The sequence below is a fragment of the Streptomyces syringium genome, assembly GCF_017876625.1.
Classification (GTDB): Bacteria; Actinomycetota; Actinomycetes; order Streptomycetales; family Streptomycetaceae; genus Streptomyces; species Streptomyces syringius.
On record NZ_JAGIOH010000001.1, the window covers coordinates 4,768,068 to 4,789,367 of the forward strand.

The following is a 21,300-nucleotide window of genomic DNA, read 5'->3' on the forward strand; positions in this document are numbered from 1 at the left end:
CCATCGACTGGGAGAACCTGCGGACGCAGGCCCGGGACGCGATGTCCCGGGCCTACGCCCCGTACTCCGGTTTCCCCGTCGGCTCGGCGGCCCTCGTCGACGACGGGCGCACCGTCACCGGCTGCAATGTGGAGAACGCCGCCTACGGCGTGACCCTCTGCGCCGAGTGCGGCATGATCTCCGCTCTCATTTCCTCGGGCGGCGGCCGGCTCACCGCGTTCACCTGCTGCGACCGGCACGGCAACATCCTCATGCCGTGCGGCCGCTGCCGTCAGCTCCTGTGGGAGCACGGCGGCCCGGAGCTGGCCGTGGACACCGCCAAGGGGGTCCGCCCGCTGGCGGAGCTGCTGCCGGACGCGTTTGGGCCCGCCGACCTGAATCGATAAAGATGTCCTCAAGCGCCGGAGGGGCTGATGTTCAGCCCCTCCGGGTCACTTTCCGGCCCCGGGAAGACTGAGGACGCACGAACCTTAAGGAAAATGTGCTGATGGACGCCATTTCCGTTATCCGCACCAAGCGTGACCGCGGCCGACTGACCGACGCGCAGATCGACTGGGTCATCGACGCGTACACCCGCGGCGAGGTCGCCGACGAGCAGATGTCCTCGCTCGCGATGGCGATCCTGCTCAACGGCATGGACCGCGCGGAGATCGCCCGCTGGACCGCCGCGATGATCAAGTCGGGCGAGCGCATGGACTTCTCCTCGCTGCCCGTCCCGACCTCCGACAAGCACTCCACCGGCGGCGTCGGCGACAAGATCACCCTGCCGCTGGCCCCGCTCGTCGCCGCCTGCGGCGCGGCCGTGCCGCAGCTCTCCGGCCGCGGCCTCGGCCACACCGGTGGCACGCTCGACAAGCTGGAGTCCATCCCCGGCTGGCGCGCGCTGCTCTCCAACGACGAGATGATGGACGTCCTGCGCAACGTCGGCTCCGTCATCTGCGCGGCGGGCGACGGCCTGGCCCCCGCCGACAAGAAGCTCTACGCGCTGCGCGACGTGACCGGCACGGTCGAGGCCATCCCGCTGATCGCCTCGTCCATCATGTCGAAGAAGATCGCCGAGGGTACGGGCTCGCTCGTCCTGGACGTCAAGGTCGGCTCCGGCGCCTTCATGAAGAACCTCGCCGACGCCCGTGAGCTGGCCTCCACCATGGTCGGCCTGGGCACGGACCACGGCGTGAAGACCGTCGCGCTGCTCACCGACATGTCGACCCCGCTCGGCCTGACCGCGGGCAACGCCCTCGAGGTCCGCGAGTCCGTCGAGGTCCTCGCGGGCGGCGGCCCGGCCGATGTCGTCGAGCTGACCATCGCGCTGGCCCGCGAGATGCTCGTCGCGGCCGGTCTGCCCGACGCCGACCCGGCCAAGGCCCTCGCGGACGGCTCCGCGATGGACCACTGGCGCCGCATGATCATCGCGCAGGGCGGCGACCCGGACGCGGCCCTGCCGGTCGCCCGCGAGCAGCACGTCGTGACGGCCGCCGAGTCCGGCATCCTCACCAAGCTCGACGCCTACGCCGTCGGCGTCTCCGCCTGGCGCCTGGGCGCCGGCCGCGCGCGCAAGGAGGACCCGGTCCAGTTCGGCGCGGGCATCGAGCTGCACGCCAAGCCGGGCGACACGGTCACGGCGGGCCAGCCGCTGATGACCCTGCACACCGACACGCCGGAGAAGTTCGACTACGCCCTCCAGGCCCTGGAAGGCGCCGCGGACTACGCCCCGGCCGGCACGGAGTTCACCGCGAACCCGATCGTGCTGGACCGCATCAGCTGACGCGGTTTTCCCGTACGGGTGTTCTCGTCGCCGCATACAGGCCGTCTGGCCGCCTGCGGCGGCGGGCGCCCTGCGGGCGCGTCCTCAAACGCCGGACGGGCTGCTTTCGCAGCCCGTCCGGCGTTTGGCGGGGCCTCAGCGGCGGGCCGCCACGATCACCCGCTGCTCGGCGAGAGCCTTACGCGTGGCGTAGAGGGTGATGGACGCCGCGCTCACCATGGCCACCAGACCCAGCACCACCGTGCCGTCCCAGCCGCCCCAGTTGTAGGCGAGTGCCCCCACCGTGCCGCCCAGCGAGCTGCCCAGGTAGTACGCCGTCTGATAGAGCGCCGACGCCTGCGCCCGGCCGGTCTTGGCCGCGCGGCTCACCGAGGACGAGGCCACCGCGTGGCCCGCGAAGAAACCCGCCGTGATGAGGACCAGGCCGAGCAGTACGGCCCCCAGCGACTCGGTCAGGGACAGCAGCAGGCCGGCCGTCGTCGTGCCCACCGCCAGATACAGCGCGCCCCGCCGGCCCAGCCGGCCGACGAGCTTTCCGGCCGCCGCCGAGGAGACGGTACCGACCAGATAGACCAGGAAGATCGAACCGACGACACCCTGCGGCAGCGAGAACGGCGCCTCGACCAGGCGGTAGCCGATGACCGTGTAGACCGCGCCGAAGACGGTCATGAACAGCGCGCCGATCGCGTACAGCCGGCGCAGCAGCGGGTCGGAGAGATGACCGCCGACCGTACGGGCCAGGGCCCGCGGCGAGACGGTGGCCGGGGTGAAGTGCCGGGCCTTCGGGATCAGCAGCCGGAAGACGACCGCGCACACCATGGCCATCAGCCCGACCGCGGCGAGCCCGGCCCGCCAGCCCCAGGCCTGGGCCACCCAGCCGGTGACGATCCGTCCGGACATGCCCCCGATCGCGTTGCCCGCGACGAACAGCCCGATCGCGCCGACCAGTGCCTTCGGGCGCACCTCCTCCGCCAGGAACGCCATCGCCGAGGCGGGCAGACCGGCCAGCGCCACGCCCTGCACGGCGCGCAGCGCGATCAGCCAGCCGAGGTCCGGGGCGAACGGCACGAGCAGCGACACGAGCGCGGCCACACAGAGCGCGGCCGTCATCATCGCGCGGCGCCCGAAGCGCTCGGAGAGTGCGCTCAGCGGGACGACGGCGACGGCGAGCGCGCCCGTCGCGGCGGACACGGTCCAGCTCGCCTGATCCGGCGTCACCCCGAGGTCGGCGGAGATCGCCGGCAGGAGGGCCTGCGTGGAGTAGAGGAGCGCGAAGGTGGCGACACCGGCGGCGAAGAGCGCGAAGCTCATCCGGCGGTAGCCGGGCCCGCCGGGGGCCAGCTTGGTGTCGCAGGGCGAGGAGGGAGAGACAGGAGTCGGGGACGACGAGGCAGAGGCATCCGGACGCGTGATCACGTCGGATGCCCCGGTATCCGCAGGAGGCATGTACCGACCGTATGCATGCACCGCTCATGCGTCCAATGCACAAAATCGCGATAATCGTTCCCATGCAGCATCAGCGCAGGTCAGCCAGGGCTCTGTCACCAAGTGGCAACACGGGAGTTACCAAGAATTTTGACATCCCGGTAACACCCGACACACCTGACATCGAGGTGGATTCCTGGGCGGTCACCCTCACCCCGCGCCTCGCCCAATTCGTGGCCGTCGCCCGCCACGAGCACGTCACCCGGGCCGCGCAGCAGCTCGCCATGCCGCAGTCCACCCTCAGCCGTGCGATGGCCCGGCTCGAACACGACCTGGGTGTCGCGCTGTTCGCCCGTCACGGCCGCACCGTCTCGCTCACCGCCGCCGGCCGCGCCTTCCTCGTCTCCGTCGAGCGCGCCCTGTCGGAGGTCGACCGCGCCGCCGAGTCCGTACGGGCCGATGCCGATCCGGCGGCCGGCAAGGTCGCCTTCGGATTTCTGCACACCCTCGGCCCCGAGACCGTCCCCGGGCTCATCCGCGCCTTCCGCGTCGATCACCCGCGCGTACGGTTCCAGCTCGTGCAGAACTACGGCGAGGCCATGCTCGAACGTCTGCGCACCGGCGACCTCGACCTGTGTCTGACCTCGCCCGTGCCCGATGCCCCCGACCTGGTCGCCCGCCGCCTGGACGAGCAGAAGCTCCGGCTCGTCGTCCCCGAGGACCATCCGCTGGCCGCCCGTAAGCGCGTCCGGCTCGCCGAGGCCGCCGCCGAACTCTTCGTCACCCTCGAACCGGGCTACGGGCTGCGCCGCATCACCGACGCGGTCTGCGCCGAGGCGGGCTTCACCCCGAAGGTCGCCTTCGAGGGCGAGGAGGCCGAGACGCTCCGCGGCCTGGTGGCCGCGGGCCTCGGCGTCGCGCTGCTGCCACCCCCGGCCGTCCCCCGCCCCGGGGTCGTCGAGCTGACCGTCACCGCCCCGCGCGCTTTCCGCGAGATCGGTGTGGCCTGGCTCGACGGACATCCCGACACCCCGCCCGTGGCGGCCTTCAAGAAGTTCCTGCTGTCCCGGCGCGGGCAGTTGCTGCACGGCTGACGGCCTTCGGGGCTCCGCCCCGGACGGGCTGGAAATCCAGCCCGTCCGGCGTTTGAGGACACAGCACACCAGCCCGTCCGGCGCTTGAGGACGTAGGAGACAGCAGCCCGCCCGGCCTTTGCGGACCCACGGCACTCAGTGCCCCAACGACTCCCCGAAGCCGCAGGCCAACGGCATGCGCAGGCCCAGCGGCGGCGGCGCCGCCAGCGCGTCCGCCAGCGGCCGGGCGTAGTGGTGCCCGAACAGCGAACCCCGTACGAAGTCCGCCGCGAGCGCCAGCACTTCGGACCGGTGCTGCCGCAGGTCGTGACCGTCGGAGTGGACCTCGAACCGGCAGGTGTCGCGGTTGACCTTCTTGGCCCGCTCGGCGAGCCGGTAGGAGAGGTCGGGGTCGGTGCGCTCGTCGTCGGTGCCGTGCACGAGCAGCACCGTGCGGCCGGCGAGCTGCCGGACGGGATCGGGGTCGATGACCGCCTCGGGCTCCGGCAGCCAGGGCGAGAGCGCCAGTACCGAGGTCACCGCCTTGTGCCCGGCGGCGCTCAGCGCCGCGCGCGCCCCCATGCCCGTACCGATCAGGACGACCGGCACATCGCCGTAGCGCCGGACGACCTCGTCCACGGCCCACTCCGCGTCCCGCACCGGGTGGGCCGCGGTGCCGTTCCAGCCGCGGTAGCGGTAGCGGACGACATGGGTGACCAGTCCTTCGGTCTCACCCGCACGGGTCAGCCGGCGAGCCAGTGGGCGCTGCGCGGCGAGCGCCAGGAGGGAGGGGCGCCGGGTCCCGGCGGCCCGGCCGCCGGGGAGCAACAGGGCCACACCGTGCACGGTGTGCCCGGCACCGAGCGGTTTTCCGAGGCGGACCGTTCTCTCCGGGTCCCGCTGCGGCAACGCTTGCTGAGCCATGGCAGAAACGATGGCAGAAGGCCCGGTGGTGTCCACCCCGCCGACGGGTCACCGTTCCGTATCGTTCGCCGCCATCTACGCGCGTAGGGGCTAGAGTGCCGAGATGACGAGCGAGACCACCTCACAGCCCACCCCCGATCAGATCCGGCGCGCGCCCAAGGTGCTGCTCCACGACCACCTGGACGGCGGCCTGCGCCCCGGCACCGTCGTCGATCTCGCTCGCGAGATCGGCTACGCCAACCTCCCCGAGACCGACCCGGACAAGCTGGGCGTCTGGTTCCGGGAGGCGGCCGACTCCGGTTCGCTGGAGCGCTATCTGGAGACGTTCGCGCACACCTGTGCCGTCATGCAGACCCGCGAGGCCCTGTTCCGGGTGGCCGCCGAGTGCGCCGAGGACCTGGCCGAGGACGGCGTCGTCTACGCCGAGGTGCGCTACGCCCCCGAGCAGCACCTGGAGCGCGGGCTCACCCTCGAAGAGGTCGTCGAGGCCGTGAACGAGGGCTTCCGCGAGGGCGAGCGCCGGGCCAAGGCCAATGGTCACCGCATCCGCGTCGGCGCGCTGCTCACCGCCATGCGGCACGCCGCCCGTGCGCTGGAGATCGCCGAACTCGCCAACCGCTACCGCGACAGCGGCGTGGCCGGCTTCGACATCGCGGGCGCGGAGGCGGGCTTCCCGCCCACCCGCCACCTGGACGCGTTCGAGTACCTCAAGCGCGAGAACAACCACTTCACGATCCACGCGGGCGAGGCCTTCGGCCTGCCGTCCATCTGGCAGGCGCTCCAGTGGTGCGGCGCCGACCGGCTCGGCCACGGCGTGCGCATCATCGACGACATCCAGGTCGCCGAGGACGGCACGGTCACGCTCGGTCGGCTGGCCTCCTACGTCCGGGACAAGCGCATTCCGCTGGAGATGTGCCCGACGTCGAACCTCCAGACCGCCGCCGCGAGCTCGTACGAGGACCATCCGATCGGCCTTCTGCGGAAGTTGCATTTCCGTCTGACGGTGAATACGGATAATCGTCTGATGAGCGGCACGAGCATGAGTGTCGAATTCGAGCACCTGGTCAAGGCGTTCGGCTATTCCCTCGACGACATGCAGTGGTTCACCGTCAACGCAATGAAGTCCGCGTTCATCCCATTCGATGAACGTCTGGCCATGATCAATGACGTGATCAAGCCGGGTTATGCGGAGCTGCGGTCGGAGTGGCTGTTCCGCCAGACGGCCGCCGCGACCGCTGTGACCAGCAATTCCGGCTCCACCGAGGGCTGACGGTCCATCAGCGTCGAATACAGTGAAAACGGCCGGGACTTCAATGTCCCGGCCGTGTCATTGTTTGCGGGCTCCCCGGACTCGTGACTAGGTTGCAGTGCCGCTCAAAATCCCCCCGTCACGAGGACAGATTTCTGATGAAGCAGGGAACCATCAAGACGCTCGGCGTCGCCGCCGTCGGTGCCGCCTTCGCCGTCACGGCGTCGGGCACCGCCTCCGCGGCCGGTACCGCCGGAACTCTCGAGTCGGTCAGCACCACCGCCCAGGGCACCATGGCGGGCCTCCCCGTAGAGCAGGTCGCCAACCTGGCCCCGGCCGGGGGACCGGTCGTCTCCGCCGTGAACCGGGCCATCGCCACCGGCGTCGTGACGAGCGCCGCCAAGGCCGTCGACACCGCGGCGGCCCCCCACCTCCTGCCGACCGACACCAAGGGCAACGGCGGTCTGCTCGGCGGCCTGCAGCCCGGCGCCCTCGCCGGCAAGCTGCCCACCAAGGGCCTCCCGGTCGGCGGCCTCACCGGCTGACGCCGTACCCACGCGACGAGCGGGCCGCGCACCCGTAAGGGGTGCGCGGCCCGCCGTGCGCGTGAGGGCGCTGCGGGATGTCCGGCAGGTGCCCCAGCGGCCGGCATGGGCTGAGCTCAGCCGAAATCAGCCTGTCCGGCGTTTGCGGACGCGCCCGCAGGGCGCCCGCCGCCGCAGGCGGCACGGAGGGCCGTAGCCGACGGTCCAAAAAACAGCCCGTAGGTCACCAGGCGGTGGCCTCGCTGTGTGCCTTCTCGCTCGGCAGCAGCAGCCACAGCGCCAGATACAGCACGAACTGGGGGCCGGGCAGCAGGCACGAGACCAGGAAGATCACCCGCATCGTCGTACGGGAGACGCCGAAGCGCTGGGCCAGACCCGCGCAGACACCGGCGATCATCCTGTTGTTCCGGGGGCGGACCAGCGGAGCGGACATGGTGGCGACTCCTCGTCGTCGGTGCGGCGACGCGCTGGTGAAGCGGCGGCCGCGGGGGTTTCCCTGATGACTCCACGCTACGACCGCGCCCCGGGCAAAGCGTCACTCTAAGGGGCGATACCGACCCTGGGGATCGTCGGGGTCATACCCTGAGTCACCTCATCCCGGCGGAGGGCTTTGCGGGGCCGCACCTCACCCCCGCGACGGAGCCGGGCCCGGACGGCCGGGACCACCGCCAGATGCGCGAGGGCCACCCCCGTCACGTTCAGCAACAACGCGTCCGCGTTCAGCACCTGGCCCACCACGCCGCTCTGCACCACCTGGAGCACCAGCGCGATCATCGCGCTGGTGAACACCGTGCGGGTCAGCGAGCCCAGCGACGACACCGCCAGCCGGCCGCGGGCCCACGGCAGCAGCACGCCCAGCGGCGCGAACGTCAGCACCATCGCGCCGATCGCCCGGGCCGCGTCCCACGGCGCCAGCGCCAGGTCGGCGCGGATGGTGGCCAGCGGCTCGACCTGCGCGGCGGTCACCCACGGCGCGGTCAGCGGGCGCAGGGCCAGCCAGCCGACGACGAGGAGGTGGACGGCCAGAAGGACGCAGCCCGCGACGCGGTAGCGGTATCGGAGGGCGGTCGTACCGCCGTAACCATGACCCTGCACGCCCCACAGGACGCGGCGCGCGCCCCGCGCGGTTCCGCCGGTCCGCAACAGAGCGTCAACGCCCTGGCGCTACGCCGCCGCGCCCCGTCAGACGGCGGTGCCCCGCACGGTCTCCGGGCGGGTCCGGACCTCGTCGGTGCAGGCGAAGCGCTTGGGCGCCTCGTCGCCCGGCCCGCCGAGGACGACCGCGGCCTTGCTGCCCGTCGCGGCGGTGCTCGTGAATGTGCACACGAGCTGCGCCACCGCGAGCGGCGGCAGCTCCTCCGGGGCGCGGCTCAGCCGCAGCGTCCCGGCCGGATCGTCCTTGCGCGGCCCGCTGACGGACAGCCGCAGCGGGACGTCCGTGGAGAACCCGGCGGCGGCCTCCGTGGACGAGGGCGCCCGCCGCAGCTCCTCCAGGAGCGCCTGGGCGATCGTCAGGGCGTCCTCGGGCGTCTTATCGGGCAGCGGCATGACCCGGGACACCGGCAGCAGCTGCGAGCCGCACACGAGCTGCACGGACATCGCGACGCTGCCCGCGGGCGGCAGGCTCTGCGCGCCGGAGCGCACGACACACGTCGCCCGGGAGGGCGCGCTGCCGGCGTCCACCGGCACGGCCGTGCCCCGGATCCCGCACCCGGCCAGGGCGCCCGCCCCGAGCACCAGCGCGAGTGCCCGGGCCGCGGTCCTCGCGGTCACGGTCCTCATCGTGCGTTCCCCTCAGCCGTACCCGGCGACGAGCCGTCCCCGTCGCCGTCCGCCCCGCTCCCGTCCCCGTCGTCCGGCTCACTCTCCGTGGCCGTGCCCCGGGGGAGGGTGAGGGTGAAGACCGCACCGCCGTCGGGCGAGTTGGCGGCGGTGATCTCGCCGCCGTGGATATGGGCGTTCTCCAGGGCGATCGACAGCCCCAGACCGCTGCCCTCGGAGCGGGGGCGGGAGGCGCTCGCCTTGTAGAAGCGGTCGAAGACGTGCGGCAGGACGTCCTCGGGGATGCCGGGGCCGTGGTCGCGCACCTCGATCACCAGGGAGTCGTCCGCGGTCCGCACGGCCACTCGTACGGGCGAGCCGCCGTGCTTGAGGGCGTTGCCGATGAGGTTGGCGAGGATCACGTCGAGGCGGCGCGGGTCGAGCAGCGCCATGATGCCGCGCTCGGCGTCCAGCTCGACCGCGTCCAGCCAGGCACGGGCGTCGATGCAGGCGGTGACCTGGTCGGCGACGTCCACGTCGTCCAGCACCAGCCGGGCGGTGCCCGCGTCGAAGCGGGTGACCTCCATCAGATTCTCCACCAGATCGTTCAGCCGCCTGGTCTCGCTCACCACGAGCTGCACCGCCGGAGCGATCATCGGGTCGAGGTTCTCCGCCTCGTCCTCCAGCACCTCCGTCACCGCGGTGATCGCCGTGAGCGGGGTCCGCAGCTCGTGCGACATGTCGGCGACGAAGCGCCGGCTCGCGGCCTCCCGGGCGCTCAGCTCCTCGACGCGCTTCTCCAGCGACTCCGCCGCCCTGTTGAACGTCCGCGACAGATCCGCCAGCTCGTCCGTGCCCGACACCTGGAGCCGGGTGTCGAGCTTGCCCTCGCCGAGCCGCCGCGCCGCGTCACCGAGCCGCTGCACGGGCCGCAGCACCGTCGAGGCGGCGGCCTGGGCGAGCAGGGCCGAGCCGATCAGGGCCAGGCCGGTGGCGATGCCCAGGGACCAGGCGAGGGAATTGAGGTCCGCCCGCTCGTTGTCCAGGGACTTCAGCAGATAGCCGGTCGGCCCGCCGCCGATCACCTTGGCGCCGCCGACGAGATAGGGCTTGCCGTCGAGCGTGATCCGCTGCCAGTACAGGTGGTACGGGTAGCGGTTCGAGTCGGTGACCGGCCGCTCGCGGTTCACGGCCTTGCGCAGCGACTCGGGCACGACCTCGAGCGTGAACAGGTCCCGGTCCGAGGGCGCCGCGCAACTGCCGCCGCCGGTGACCTTGTCGATCAGCAGCACCTCGTACTTCTGCGAGGTGGCGGCCATCCGGTCCGCGGCCTCCTGCAGCTCGGGGCAGGTCGGGGTCAGCGGCAGCGAACCCGTGTTGTCCTGGAGGGATTTGCGGAAGTCGTCGAGGGCGGCGTTCTGGGTGCGGGTGAGGACCGCGTCGCGGTTGAGCCAGTACGCGATGGCGGACGCGGACACCGCCGCGGCCAGCGCGACCAGCGCGAAGACGAGCATCAGCCGCAGCCGGAGGCTCACCCATCGCATGCTGAGCTGCACGACCCGCTTCGCCGCCGCCCAGCCCCGTACCCGACCGGGCTCTTGATTCACGGTGCGCTCTCTGTGCTGTTGTGGCGGTCCGAAATGATCACTGCGGGGTGTCCAGGCGGTAGCCGACCCCGCGGACCGTACGGATCAGGGTGGGGGAGGACGGAACGTCCTCGACCTTGGCGCGCAGCCGCTGCACACAGGCGTCCACCAGCCGCGAGTCGCCGAGGTAGTCGTGCTCCCAGACCAGCCGCAGCAGCTGCTGCCGGGACAGCGCCTGCCCCGGCCGCCGGCTGAGCTCCAGCAGCAGCCGCAGTTCGGTCGGGGTGAGTTGCAGATCTTCGCCGTTCTTGGTGACGGTCATCGCGGAGCGGTCGATGACCAGCGAGCCGAACGACGCCGAGTCGTTGGACTCCCGCTCGCCGCGGCGCAGCACCGCGCGGATCCGGGCGTCGAGCACCCGGCCCTGCACGGGCTTGACCACGTAGTCGTCCGCCCCGGACTCCAGGCCGACCACGACGTCGATGTCGTCGTTGCGCGCGGTCAGCAGAATGATCGGCAGCTGGTCGGTGCGCCGGATCCGGCGGCAGACCTCGAAACCGTCGATCCCGGGCAGCATGACGTCCAGCACGATCAGATCCGGCCGCTGCTCGCGCAGCAGCTTCAGGCCGTCCTCGCCGGTCGCCGCGGTCACCACTCGGTGACCTTGGCGGGACAGGGAGAACTCGAGGGCCGTGCGGATGGCGTCGTCGTCCTCGATCAGCAACAGGAAAGGCACGGTGGTCATTCTGGCCTAAGAGTGGCCCTCAGTTCGACAGACGGCGTCGTCCGGAGTGCGGCCGAAGGGTGTCCGGAGTGCTCCGTGCCCTGTTGCAGGGCTGTGACAGTCGGGGGACAGCGCGATGAAACTGGCCCGGCAGGCTTTGGTTTCACCGAGCGGTACCAGGGCTCGGACGCAATCGGACCGAGCTGGCTCCACCGACGGGGGGCGCGAGATGAACACACTGCACAGCACTACGACCAGCGCAGTCATTCGCACGCGCCTGCACGACGCCGGGCGGGGTTCGGAGAAGTCCGGTGCCGTGGGCGGACGGGGGTGCGCCCGCGGCACCGGACGTGGACGGTCACAGGCCATGTACCTGGCGGCCATCGACGCGAGCGTGTACGGGGAGGCCGCCCGGGGCACGGGGGAAAAGCCCGGGGGTTCGGGGGAACGCAAGGCTGAGTCCCGGTCGGAGGCGGAGTTCACCGCCTACGTCCAGGAGCGCCGGGCCTCCCTGTACGCGACCGCTTACCACCTGACCGGTGACCGCTTCGAGGCGGAGGACCTGCTCCAGAGCGCGCTGTTCTCCACCTACCGGGCCTGGGACCGGATCGCCGACAAGGCGGCGGTGGGCGGCTATCTGCGCCGCACCATGACCAATCTGCACATCAGCGCCTGGCGTCGGCGCAAGCTCAACGAGTACCCGACGGAGGAGCTGCCGGAGACGGTGGGCGACCAGGACGCGATGCGCGGCACCGAACTGCGCGCCGTGCTCTGGCAGGCGCTGGCCCGGCTGCCCGAACTCCAGCGCACGATGCTGGTGCTGCGCTACTACGAAGGCCGCACCGACCCGGAGATCGCCGACATCCTGGACATCAGCGTCGGCACGGTCAAGAGCAGCATCTGGCGCTCGCTGCGCCGGCTGCGCGAGGACGAGGTCATCGGCTCGGGCCGTGGCGCCGTCGAGTCCTTCGGCGAGCTGGTGGCCTAGGCCTGGCCGGCGGTTCATGGGGACGCACCACCGCTGCGCGGCGGTGTCCTCAATCGCCGGACGGGCTGGTTGTGGTTGAGCTCAGCCGAATCAAGCCCGTCCGGCGCTTGAGGACGCGCCCGCAGGGCGCTCGCCGCCGCAGGCGGCAACGACGGCTCGCAGCCGGGGGCCGGGGACCAACGGGGGAACCACGGGGGAGAGAGCGGGCGGACAGCCGGGGGGTCTGTCCTGCCCGCTCTCGCCGTTTCGTCGTCCCGCGTCAGCGGGCCCGCGCAGGCCGCCTAGGCCACCCGTACCGGGTCCGCCTCGGGCGCGCATGTCTCCCGGCGGCCGGCGGCCGCGGCGGCTATCCGGCCCATGGCCGCGTCCTTGTCGCAGGCGTGCGCGCCGAGTGCCGTCTGCCGGGCCACGATGCCGCGCTCGGCGCGCATCAGCCGCAGGCCGCGGCGCACCAGGTACAGGACGGGCTTACGGGCCTCCCGCAGATCGCGCACCAGCCGGCGGCGGAAGGTCGTCGAGGGGCTGCCCCGCAGGCACAGCGCGTCGGCGAGGACGCCCAGCTCCCGGCAGCGCTCGATGATGTCCGCGGCGAAGATGCCCTCCGCGATGAACAGCGAGGTGCGCCCGATATCCAGCGTGCTCTGCCCGGTCCGCGAGCTGGTGGAGATGTCGTACAGCGGCACCGGCGTACGGGCCGTGCGGCACAGCGCGTCGATCGCGGCGACGGCCGCCTCCGCGTCCCACGACAGCGGCGAGTCCCAGTCGGCGCCGGACCCGTCCGCGAGCGGCGGCAGGGTCGGGTCGTCGCCTTCCTTGTAGAAGTCGTCGAGGTTGAGCACGGGCAGCCCGGTGCGGGCCGCGAGGGACGACTTTCCGGAACCAGAGGGTCCGGTCAGCAGGATGACGCGCGCGGGAGTCAGGTGGGGAGTCACGGGACACCAGTGTGAGGCATTGGGCCACATGGGGGAGCCCCCCGGGTCGCAGCGTGCGCGGAACGTCACCATTCCACTACGTTGCGTTGTCGTCCTCCGACATCTCCGACCCGGCAGGTGGCCATGGCCTCGCACGCACGACACGCACGCTCCAAGTCTCCCCGTCCGGGGCTCCCGCGCGGCCTCGTGCGCGTCGGGGTGTCCGTATCGGCGGGAGCTGCGATCGTCGCGGGCGGTGCGGCGATCGCGAGCGCCGCACCGGCCAAGGACAAGGCCCAGCCGGTCGGCGTCTCGCTCGGCGAGATCTCGGCGGAGTCGGCCGGGACGGCCCTCGGCCAGTCGCTGTACCACTCCTCCGCGGGCGCTCTCGGCCCGCTGAAGGTGCTGCGGCTCAACCCGCTCGCCGGCACGGGCAGCGACCCGACGAACAACGCGGTCGGCACCCAGGTCGCCGACTTCCAGCCCGTGAGCACTGCGATCGTCACCGCGCCGCTCTCCCAGGGCGGCGCCCTGGAGCAACTGCCGCTGCTGAGCTACGCGGCGCAATTCCTGCCCGGCTGACGGCCGGCCGACGGCCGTCAGAAATGGCCGCGCGTGCGCGACGGCGGCGGCTCCCGGTCCGGGGAGCCGCCGCCGTCGTATGTCCTGGTGCCGTCGGCTAGTAGGCCGAGCCGCCCGCGCCGAGCGAACCGGTCGGGTGCCAGACCGTCTTGGTCTCCAGGAACGCCGTCATCCGGTCGGTGCCGGGGTCGGCGGACCAGTCCACAGCCTGTGGACGGAGAACGCGCTTGAGGTTGTCGGCCGCGGCGATCTGGAGCGCCTTCGACAGCTCCGCGTCGGCACCGGCCAGGTCGATCGCGTTGACGTCCTGGTGCGCGGCGAGGGACGGGGCGATCTCCGCGGTCCTGCCGGACAGGATGTTGACCACACCGCCGGGCACGTCGGAGGTGGCGAGCACCTCACCCAGCGACAGCGCCGGGAGCGGGGCCTTCTCGGAGGCGACGACCACGACCGTGTTGCCGACCGCGATCGCCGGGGCGATCACCGACACCAGGCCGAGGAAGGAGGACTCCTGCGGGGCCAGGACGGCCACCACACCGGTCGGCTCCGGCGTCGAGAGGTTGAAGTACGGACCAGCGACCGGGTTCGCGCCACCGACGATCTGCGCGATCTTGTCGGTCCAGCCCGCGTACCAGACCCAGCGGTCGATCGCCGCGTCCACCTGGGCCGCCGCCTTGGACTTCGAGAGCCCCTCGGCGTCGGCGACCTCCGCGACGAACTGGTCGCGGCGGCCCTCCAGCATCTCGGCGACGCGGTAGAGGATCTGGCCGCGGTTGTACGCGGTCGCGCCCGCCCAGCCGCCGAACGCCTTGCGCGCCGCGACGACCGCGTCACGCGCGTCCTTGCGGGACGACAGCGGGGCGTTGGCGAGCCACTTGCCCTTGGGGTCCGTCACCTCGTACACCCGTCCGCTCTCGGACCGGGGGAACTTGCCCCCGACGAACAGCTTGTAGGTCTTGAAAACGCTCAAGCGCTCAGACATCGAGGTACGCCTCCAGACCGTGACGGCCGCCCTCGCGGCCGAAGCCCGACTCCTTGTAGCCGCCGAAGGGCGAGGTCGGGTCGAACTTGTTGAACGTATTGGCCCAGACGACGCCCGCGCGCAGGCTGTTCGCCACCGACAGGATCCGCGAACCCTTCTCGGTCCAGATGCCCGCCGACAGCCCGTACTGCGAGTTGTTGGCCTTCGCGACGGCCTCGGCCGGGGTGCGGAAGGTCAGCACCGACAGGACCGGGCCGAAGATCTCCTCGCGGGCGATGCGGTGCGCCTGGGTGACGTTCAGGAAGAGCGTCGGGGCGAACCAGTAGCCCGCGGAGGGCAGCTCGCAGGCCGGGGCCCAGCGCTCGGCGCCCTCGGCCTCGCCGCTGTCGGCGAGGGCCTTGATCCGGGCCAGCTGCTCGGCGGAGTTGATCGCACCGATGTCGGTGTTCTTGTCCAGCGGGTCGCCGAGGCGCAGCGTGGACAGCCGGCGCTTGAGCGCGTCCAGCAGCTCGTCCTGGATCGACTCCTGGACCAGCAGCCGCGAGCCCGCGCAGCAGACCTGGCCCTGGTTGAAGAAGATGCCGTTGACGATGCCCTCGACGGCCTGGTCGATGGGCGCGTCGTCGAAGACGATGTTCGCGCCCTTGCCGCCCAGCTCCAGGGTCAGCTTCTTGTCCGTACCGGCGACGCTGCGCGCGATGGCCTTGCCGACGGCGGTGGAGCCGGTGAAGGCGACCTTGTCGACGCCCGGGTGCTCGACCAGCGCGGCACCCGTGGAGCCGTCACCGGTGACGATGTTGACGACGCCCTTGGGAAGACCGGCCTGGCGGCAGATGTCCGCGAAGAACAGCGCCGACAGCGGGGTGGTCTCGGCCGGCTTGAGGACGACCGTGTTGCCCGTGGCGAGCGCCGGGGCGATCTTCCAGGCCAGCATCAGCAGCGGGAAGTTCCACGGGATGACCTGGCCCGCGACGCCCAGCGCCTTCGGGTTCGGGCCGTAGCCGGCGTGGTCGAGCTTGTCGGCCCAGCCCGCGTAGTAGAAGAAGTGCGCGGCGACCAGCGGCAGGTCGGCGTCGCGCGTCTCGCGGATCGGCTTGCCGTTGTCCAGGGTCTCCAGGACGGCCAGCTCGCGCGAGCGCTCCTGGATGATCCGGGCGATCCGGAAGAGGTACTTGGCGCGCTCGGCGCCCGGCAGCGCCGACCACTTCTCGAACGCCTTGCGGGCGGCCTTGACCGCCGCGTCCACGTCCTCGGCCGAGCCCTGCGCGACCTCGGAGAGGACCTCCTCGGAGGAGGGGGAGAGGGTCTTGAAGACCTTGCCGTCCGAGGCGTCGCGGAACTCGCCGTCGATGAACAGCCCGTAGGACGGGGCGATGTCGACGACCGCGCGCGACTCCGGCGCGGGTGCGTATTCAAAGGCCATGATCAGTCCACCGTCACGTAGTCGGGACCGGAGTAGCGCCCGGTGCTCAGCTTCTGGCGCTGCATCAGCAGGTCGTTGAGGAGGCTGGAGGCGCCGAAGCGGAACCAGGTGTTGGTCAGCCACTCCTCACCGACGGTCTCGTTGACGAGGACCAGGAACTTCAGCGCGTCCTTCGTGGTGCGGATGCCGCCGGCCGGCTTCACGCCCACCTGGACGCCCGTGGTGGCGCGGAAGTCGCGGACCGCCTCCAGCATCAGCAGGGTGTTCGCCGGAGTGGCGTTCACCGCGACCTTGCCGGTCGACGTCTTGATGAAGTCGGCGCCGGCCAGCATCCCGAGCCAGGAGGCGCGGCGGATGTTGTCGTACGTCGACAGCTCGCCGGTCTCGAAGATGACCTTCAGCCGGGCGGCGCTGCCGTCCTCCCGGCGGCAGGCGTCCTTGACGGCCTTGATCTCCTCGAACACCGAGAGGTAGTGCCCCGAGAGGAACGCGCCCCGGTCGATCACCATGTCGATCTCGTCCGCGCCCGCGGCGACGGCGTCCCGGGTGTCGGCCAGCTTCACCGGCAGCGCGGCACGGCCGGCCGGGAAGGCGGTGGCCACGGAGGCGACCTTGACGCCGGAGCCCTTGAGGGCCTCGGCGGCGGTGGCCGCCATGTCGGGATAGACGCAGATCGCCGCGACCTTGGGCGTGGTGCGGTCGATCGGATCGGGGTTGACGCCCTTGGCGCACAGCGCCCGGACCTTGCCCGGGGTGTCCGCGCCCTCGAGCGTCGTCAGGTCGATCATGGAGATCGCCAGGTCGATGGCGTAAGCCTTCGCCGTCGTCTTGATCGAGCGGGTGCCGAGCATGGCGGCGCGGGCCTCGAGCCCGACCGTGTCGACACCCGGCAGGCCGTGCAGGAAGCGGCGCAGCGCACCGTCGGAGGCGGTCACGTCCGCCATCGACGCCAGTCGCTCGGCGGCTTCGTTGCCGTTTGAGGGAACAGTGGGCATGGTCACCGGATGAGCATATCTACGCGCGTAGCGCGTGTCACCCCCCAGGGTGGCGTCCCCTGCACCACACTGCCCCCTGTGAGCGTGGTGCACAATCGGCGGCATGACGAGCCCGGACGACTCATCCGCACCACGGCCCCCTGAGAACACACCGGACAAGGGGTACGCCGAGCGGTGCTACCGCTCCGCCGCAGGCATCGGCGGCGGCGTGCTGCTGCTTCTGATCGGCGCCTGGCTGGGCGGCGACGCGATCGTACGTGGCGCGGGCCGCACCCCGTGGCTCACCCTGGCCGCGCTGCTGTGCGGAGTGCCGCTGGTCATCGCCTTCACCCTGCGCCCCGCGGTGTGGGCGGGCGAGGACGCTCTCCGGGTGCGCAATCCCTTCCGCACGATCACGCTGCCCTGGGCCAGCGTGGCCGGCGTCCGCGCCGGCTACTCCAGCGAGGTCCTGGCGGGCGGCGCCAAGTACCAGCTGTGGGCGATCCCCGTCTCGCTCCGCCAGCGCAAGTCCGCTGCGCGGCGGCAGGCACGGGCGGCTTCGGAGGACGTCACGGGCACGGTGTCGGCCTCGGTCGCGGCCTCGTCCTCCGGTTTCACCCGGGCACCCGCGGACCAGGCGATCGACGACCTGCGCGAACTCGCGGAGCGGAACGCTTCGCGTCCGGGGGCGCAGGGGGAGCCGGAGGTGCGGTGGGCCTTCGAGCTGATCGTGCCGTCCGTGGTGGGGCTGGTGCTGCTCGTGGTGCTTTTCGCTGTGGCGTAGGGAGCTGTGGCGTAGGGGAACTGCGGCCTAGGGGGACTGTGGCCTAGGGACACAGGGGTGTTGCGGGACTGCTTCGCTCTGCGTCCCGCAACACCCCTGTTCCGTCAGATACCGGCGGCCTTGGACAGGTCGGCCTTGATGGCGGCGAGGACCGTTTCGGCCTGGGTGCGGGCGGCGGTGAGGGCGCTCGCGTCGGTCACCGGGACGACGACCTCCAGATAGCACTTGATCTTGGGCTCGGTGCCGCTCGGGCGGACGATGACGCGCGCCGCGGAGACGGCGCCCGAGGCGTCACCCGCCAGGTGGTACCGCAGGCCGTCGGTCGGCGGCAGCGACTCCGTGCCCTCGGACAGGTCCTCCGCCGAGGAGACCCGGAGCCCGGCGAGGGTCGTCGGGGGCTGCTCGCGCAGCCGCCGCATGGCGTTCGCGATGAGCGACAGGTCCTCGACGCGCACCGACAGCTGGTCCGTGGCGTGCAGACCGTGCTCGACCGCGAGGTCGTCCAGGAGGTCGGTGAGTGTGCGCCCGGCGGCCTTGAGCCCGGCGGCCAGCTCGGCGATCAGCAGGGCGGCGGTGATGCCGTCCTTGTCGCGGACGCCCTCGGGGTCGACGCAGTAGCCCAGCGCCTCCTCGTAGGCGTAGCGCAGGCCGTCCACGCGGGCCAGCCACTTGAAGCCGGTGAGCGTCTCCTCGTACGCGGCACCCGGCGCGGCGGCCGCGATCCGGGAGAGCAGCGAGGACGAGACGATCGTCGTGGCGAACGTCCCGGTCGCCTCCTTGCGCACCAGGTGCGTGGCCAGCAGCGCGCCCACCTCGTCGCCGCGCAGCATGCGCCAGCCGACGACGCTGTCCCGGTCGGGGACGGCGACGGCGCAGCGGTCCGCGTCCGGGTCGTTGGCGATGACGATGTCCGGCGCCGCCTCGCGGGCGGTGGCGAACGCCAGGTCCATCGCGCCCGGCTCCTCCGGGTTGGGGAAGGCGACGGTGGGGAAGTCGGGGTCCGGCTCGGCCTGCTCGGCGACCACGGTCGGCGCGGGGAACCCGGCGCGCGCGAAGGCGGCGGTCAGGGTGTCGTGGCCGACGCCGTGCATGGGCGTGTAGACGACGCGGACGTCACGCGGGGAGCCGGGGGTCAGGACGGCGTCGGTGCGCTCCAGGTAGGCCTCCACCACGGAGTCGCCCAGGGTCTCCCAGCCGGCGCTCGGGCGGGGCACGTCGTCGAGGTTCGCGATCGCGGCGATCTCGGCGGCGATCTCCCCGTCGGCGGGCGGCACGATCTGGGAGCCGTCGCCGAGGTAGACCTTGTAGCCGTTGTCGCGCGGCGGGTTGTGGCTGGCGGTCACCTCGACGCCGGCGACCGCGCCGAGGTGGCGGATCGCGAAGGCGAGCACGGGGGTGGGCAGCGGACGCGGCAGCAGCGCGGCGCGCAGGCCCGCGCCGACCATGACGGCGGCCGTGTCGCGGGCGAAGTCGGCGCTCTTGTGGCGGGCGTCGTAGCCGATGACGACCACGCCGTTCGCGTGCCCCTGCTTCTTGAGGTACGCGGCGAGACCGGCGGCCGCGCGGATGACGACGGCGCGGTTCATGCGCATCGGCCCGGCGCCGAGCTCACCGCGGAGACCGGCGGTGCCGAACTGCAGGGTGCCGCCGAAACGGGCGGTCAGCTCGGTCAGGTCCTCGGCGTCGATGAGCTTGGCCAGCTCGTCGCGGGTGTCGGGGTCGGGGTCCTCGGCCAGCCACGACTTGGCCAGCGTGATGAGGTCTCGCTCCACGGGTTCTCCTCCGGAGTGGTCAGGGGGTACGAACTGGGGGTGCGGCGGCCGGTGCCGGGGGCGCGTGCCCGGTGGGTGGGTGGGTCGGTGCCGGGGTGGGCGGGCCCTACGGGGCTGCATGATTTACGGGCCCGTCACCCGGTGTTGCATCGGTGCCCTGAGATTGGGCCCGCAAATCACGCCTTACGCCCCTTGCCGGGCCCACCCCACCCCGTCCCCTCCCGTAGATCCGCCCGGTGCCGGTGCCCGGCTCTGACCTGTGGGGCTGTAGGGGCGGCTGGAAGGGCACGCGCAGGCGGGGTGCGGGGCGTAAAGCGAAGCAGCCCCGCGACCCACCGGAGCGGGACGGGCCCGACCAATGGCCGGGCCCGCGCTGTGGGCCGACGGCCCGAACCCCCACTCCCGCCGAAGGCGGGAACGCGAAATGTCAGAGACGGTCCAGAACGCTCGCCAGCAGCGTCCCCATACGCGCAGCGGAATCGCGGCCCGCCTGGAGGACCTCTTCGTGGTTGAGCGGCTCGCCCGTCATGCCCGCGGCCAGGTTCGTGACCAGGGAGATGCCGAGGATCTCGGCGCCCGCCTCGCGGGCCGCGATGGCCTCGAGCGTGGTGGACATGCCGACCAGGTCGCCACCGATGGTGCGGACCATCTTGATCTCGGCCGGGGTCTCGTAGTGCGGGCCGGGGAGCTGGACGTAGACGCCTTCCTCGAGGGTCGCGTCCACCTCCTTGCACAGCGCGCGCAGCCGCGGCGAGTAGAGGTCGGTGAGGTCGACGAAGTTCGCGCCGACGATCGGCGAGGTCGCCGTGAGGTTGATGTGGTCGCTGATCAGCACCGGCTGGCCGGGGCGCATGCCCTCGCGGAGGCCACCGCAGCCGTTGGTCAGGACGATGGTCTTGGCGCCCGCGGCGACGGCCGTGCGGACACCGTGGGCGACGGCGGCGACGCCACGGCCCTCGTAGTAGTGCGTGCGGCCGAGGAAGACCAGGACGCGCTTGTCGTTGACCTTGTACGAGCGGATGGTGCCCGCGTGCCCGGCCACGGCCGGCGGCGGGAAGCCGGGCAGCTCGGTGACGGGGAACTCGGCCTCGGGGGTGCCGAGCGCCTCGGTGGCGGGGAGCCAGCCGGAGCCCATGACCAGCGCGACGTCGTGGGTCTCGGCGCCCGTGAGCTCGCGCAGGCGGGCGGCGGCGGCGTCGGCCGCGGTGTACGGGTCGGCCTGGATGTCCGGAGTAACTGATGCGTTCACGCGGACGAGGGTAACCGCTAATGGCCTACGCGCGTAGATGTCTCTGGTGACGGTGTTCTGATTGTTGCCTTGTGGTTTTAGACGAGACCGATTTCTCATCGTTTCCCACCGTTCGGCCCTGCCTGGTCAGCAGGGTCGTTTGCGTAGTTCCATCACATAGTCGTGAGGGGCGCCCGCCGACTCCGCGGCGTCGGCGATCTCGCCGAGATAGCGCGCGGAGGGCAGGCCCCCCTCGTAACCGTTCAGGACGTAGATCCACGCCGGTTCCTCGCCGTCCAGGGTGTGGACCCGGACCCGCATCCGCCGGTAGATGTCGAGGCCGACACCCTCCCAACGGTCCATCGAGTCCTCGTCCATCGGGGCGATGTCGTAGAGGGCGACGAAGACCTGGGAGCGCGGTGCTTCGACGACCGTCGCGAGCGCCCCTTCCCAGCCCATCTGCTCACCGCCGAAGGTCAGCCGCCAGTCGGCGAGCCAGCCCGTGCCGCGCAGCGGCGAGTGCGGTGCGCGGCGGGACATCAGCCGCGCGTCGAGGTTGCCGGCGTACGCGGCGTAGAGCGACATGGTTCTGAGGGTACGGGAG

General features: G+C 71.8%; 22 protein-coding genes. 8 read left to right on the forward strand and 14 right to left on the reverse strand.

Features of this window, described 5'->3' with window-relative positions; translation table 11 throughout:
• Nucleotides 1-41 precede the first annotated feature (41 nt).
• Both JO379_RS21300 and JO379_RS21305 read left to right on the forward strand, forming a co-directional pair.
• Nucleotides 42-386 carry a cytidine deaminase gene (locus tag JO379_RS21300; protein ID WP_242626284.1) on the forward strand — a complete coding sequence of 115 codons (345 nt, stop codon included), beginning with the start codon at nucleotides 42-44 and terminating at the stop codon, nucleotides 384-386.
• A gap of 101 nt (nucleotides 387-487) precedes the next feature.
• The gene (locus JO379_RS21305; RefSeq protein WP_130879557.1) at nucleotides 488-1,765 is read left to right on the forward strand and encodes a thymidine phosphorylase; all 1,278 of its coding nucleotides are present in this window, start codon (nucleotides 488-490) and stop codon (nucleotides 1,763-1,765) included.
• A gap of 135 nt (nucleotides 1,766-1,900) precedes the next feature.
• Here the strand turns inward: JO379_RS21305 and JO379_RS21310 are convergent, their stop codons facing one another.
• Complete coding sequence (locus tag JO379_RS21310) at nucleotides 1,901-3,211, reverse strand: MFS transporter (RefSeq protein WP_130879558.1); 1,311 nt, start codon at nucleotides 3,209-3,211, stop codon at nucleotides 1,901-1,903.
• A 62-nt stretch (nucleotides 3,212-3,273) separates the two neighbouring features.
• Here JO379_RS21310 and JO379_RS21315 point away from each other — a divergent pair, with 62 nt between their 5' ends.
• Nucleotides 3,274-4,284: a LysR family transcriptional regulator gene (locus JO379_RS21315; protein ID WP_207303964.1), complete on the forward strand. Its 1,011-nt coding sequence runs from the start codon at nucleotides 3,274-3,276 to the stop codon at nucleotides 4,282-4,284.
• A gap of 135 nt (nucleotides 4,285-4,419) precedes the next feature.
• On the opposite strand, the gene JO379_RS21320 is transcribed toward JO379_RS21315, so the two are convergent.
• Nucleotides 4,420-5,187 (reverse strand): alpha/beta hydrolase, encoded by a 768-nt coding sequence (locus JO379_RS21320; RefSeq protein WP_209516432.1) that lies wholly within the window; start codon nucleotides 5,185-5,187, stop codon nucleotides 4,420-4,422.
• A gap of 103 nt (nucleotides 5,188-5,290) precedes the next feature.
• Here JO379_RS21320 and JO379_RS21325 point away from each other — a divergent pair, with 103 nt between their 5' ends.
• The gene (locus JO379_RS21325) at nucleotides 5,291-6,457 is read left to right on the forward strand and encodes an adenosine deaminase (protein WP_130879560.1); all 1,167 of its coding nucleotides are present in this window, start codon (nucleotides 5,291-5,293) and stop codon (nucleotides 6,455-6,457) included.
• A 137-nt stretch (nucleotides 6,458-6,594) separates the two neighbouring features.
• Nucleotides 6,595-6,981 carry an ATP-binding protein gene (locus JO379_RS21330; protein ID WP_165451579.1) on the forward strand — a complete coding sequence of 129 codons (387 nt, stop codon included), beginning with the start codon at nucleotides 6,595-6,597 and terminating at the stop codon, nucleotides 6,979-6,981.
• 223 nt (nucleotides 6,982-7,204) lie between these two features.
• Here the strand turns inward: JO379_RS21330 and JO379_RS21335 are convergent, their stop codons facing one another.
• The 5 genes from JO379_RS21335 to afsQ1 all read right to left on the reverse strand — a co-directional run bounded on the left by JO379_RS21335 (nucleotide 7,205) and on the right by afsQ1 (nucleotide 11,064).
• Nucleotides 7,205-7,414 carry a PspC domain-containing protein gene (locus JO379_RS21335; RefSeq protein ID WP_130879562.1) on the reverse strand — a complete coding sequence of 70 codons (210 nt, stop codon included), beginning with the start codon at nucleotides 7,412-7,414 and terminating at the stop codon, nucleotides 7,205-7,207.
• A 107-nt stretch (nucleotides 7,415-7,521) separates the two neighbouring features.
• Complete coding sequence (locus JO379_RS21340) at nucleotides 7,522-8,076, reverse strand: VanZ family protein (protein ID WP_130879563.1); 555 nt, start codon at nucleotides 8,074-8,076, stop codon at nucleotides 7,522-7,524.
• 87 nt (nucleotides 8,077-8,163) lie between these two features.
• Complete coding sequence (locus JO379_RS21345; RefSeq protein ID WP_372449101.1) at nucleotides 8,164-8,754, reverse strand: hypothetical protein; 591 nt, start codon at nucleotides 8,752-8,754, stop codon at nucleotides 8,164-8,166.
• Nucleotides 8,755-8,759: 5 nt separating this feature from the next.
• Entirely contained in the window at nucleotides 8,760-10,286 is a 1,527-nt protein-coding gene (locus tag JO379_RS21350) for an ATP-binding protein (protein WP_130880270.1), read from the reverse strand.
• 100 nt (nucleotides 10,287-10,386) lie between these two features.
• Nucleotides 10,387-11,064 carry a response regulator gene (gene afsQ1, locus JO379_RS21355; RefSeq protein ID WP_207303965.1) on the reverse strand — a complete coding sequence of 226 codons (678 nt, stop codon included), beginning with the start codon at nucleotides 11,062-11,064 and terminating at the stop codon, nucleotides 10,387-10,389.
• Nucleotides 11,065-11,281: 217 nt separating this feature from the next.
• Between afsQ1 and JO379_RS21360 the strand changes: the two genes are divergently transcribed.
• Nucleotides 11,282-12,040, forward strand: coding sequence for a SigE family RNA polymerase sigma factor (locus JO379_RS21360; protein ID WP_130879566.1), 759 nt, complete (start codon nucleotides 11,282-11,284; stop codon nucleotides 12,038-12,040).
• A gap of 281 nt (nucleotides 12,041-12,321) precedes the next feature.
• Here the strand turns inward: JO379_RS21360 and JO379_RS21365 are convergent, their stop codons facing one another.
• Nucleotides 12,322-13,002 (reverse strand): uridine kinase family protein, encoded by a 681-nt coding sequence (locus JO379_RS21365; protein WP_209518791.1) that lies wholly within the window; start codon nucleotides 13,000-13,002, stop codon nucleotides 12,322-12,324.
• A 93-nt stretch (nucleotides 13,003-13,095) separates the two neighbouring features.
• Here JO379_RS21365 and JO379_RS21370 point away from each other — a divergent pair, with 93 nt between their 5' ends.
• A complete protein-coding gene (locus JO379_RS21370) occupies nucleotides 13,096-13,533 on the forward strand; it encodes a hypothetical protein (protein ID WP_209516437.1) in 438 nt (145 codons plus the stop codon).
• Nucleotides 13,534-13,630: 97 nt separating this feature from the next.
• On the opposite strand, the gene JO379_RS21375 is transcribed toward JO379_RS21370, so the two are convergent.
• Genes JO379_RS21375 through deoC form a run of 3 tightly spaced genes read right to left on the reverse strand, consistent with a single transcriptional unit; the run spans nucleotide 13,631 to nucleotide 16,933 of the window.
• Nucleotides 13,631-14,515, reverse strand: coding sequence for an aldehyde dehydrogenase family protein (locus JO379_RS21375; RefSeq protein ID WP_130879569.1), 885 nt, complete (start codon nucleotides 14,513-14,515; stop codon nucleotides 13,631-13,633).
• Nucleotides 14,508-15,944: an aldehyde dehydrogenase family protein gene (locus JO379_RS21380; protein WP_165451609.1), complete on the reverse strand. Its 1,437-nt coding sequence runs from the start codon at nucleotides 15,942-15,944 to the stop codon at nucleotides 14,508-14,510. The genes JO379_RS21375 and JO379_RS21380 overlap by 8 nt, the downstream gene beginning before the upstream one ends.
• A complete protein-coding gene (gene deoC / locus JO379_RS21385; protein ID WP_207303992.1) occupies nucleotides 15,941-16,933 on the reverse strand; it encodes a deoxyribose-phosphate aldolase in 993 nt (330 codons plus the stop codon). The genes JO379_RS21380 and deoC overlap by 4 nt, the downstream gene beginning before the upstream one ends.
• A 103-nt stretch (nucleotides 16,934-17,036) precedes the next feature.
• Between deoC and JO379_RS21390 the strand changes: the two genes are divergently transcribed.
• Complete coding sequence (locus JO379_RS21390) at nucleotides 17,037-17,696, forward strand: PH domain-containing protein (RefSeq protein WP_209516439.1); 660 nt, start codon at nucleotides 17,037-17,039, stop codon at nucleotides 17,694-17,696.
• Between the two features lie 104 nt (nucleotides 17,697-17,800).
• On the opposite strand, the gene JO379_RS21395 is transcribed toward JO379_RS21390, so the two are convergent.
• The 3 genes from JO379_RS21395 to JO379_RS21405 form a co-directional block, all read right to left on the reverse strand.
• Nucleotides 17,801-19,468, reverse strand: a complete 1,668-nt coding sequence (locus tag JO379_RS21395; protein WP_307842094.1) for a phospho-sugar mutase — start codon at nucleotides 19,466-19,468, stop codon at nucleotides 17,801-17,803.
• Nucleotides 19,469-19,895: 427 nt separating this feature from the next.
• On the reverse strand, nucleotides 19,896-20,717 hold the full coding sequence (locus JO379_RS21400) for a purine-nucleoside phosphorylase (protein WP_130879573.1): 822 nt from the start codon (nucleotides 20,715-20,717) through the stop codon (nucleotides 19,896-19,898).
• 126 nt (nucleotides 20,718-20,843) lie between these two features.
• Nucleotides 20,844-21,281 (reverse strand): gamma-glutamylcyclotransferase family protein, encoded by a 438-nt coding sequence (locus JO379_RS21405; RefSeq protein ID WP_130879574.1) that lies wholly within the window; start codon nucleotides 21,279-21,281, stop codon nucleotides 20,844-20,846.
• Nucleotides 21,282-21,300 lie beyond the last annotated feature (19 nt).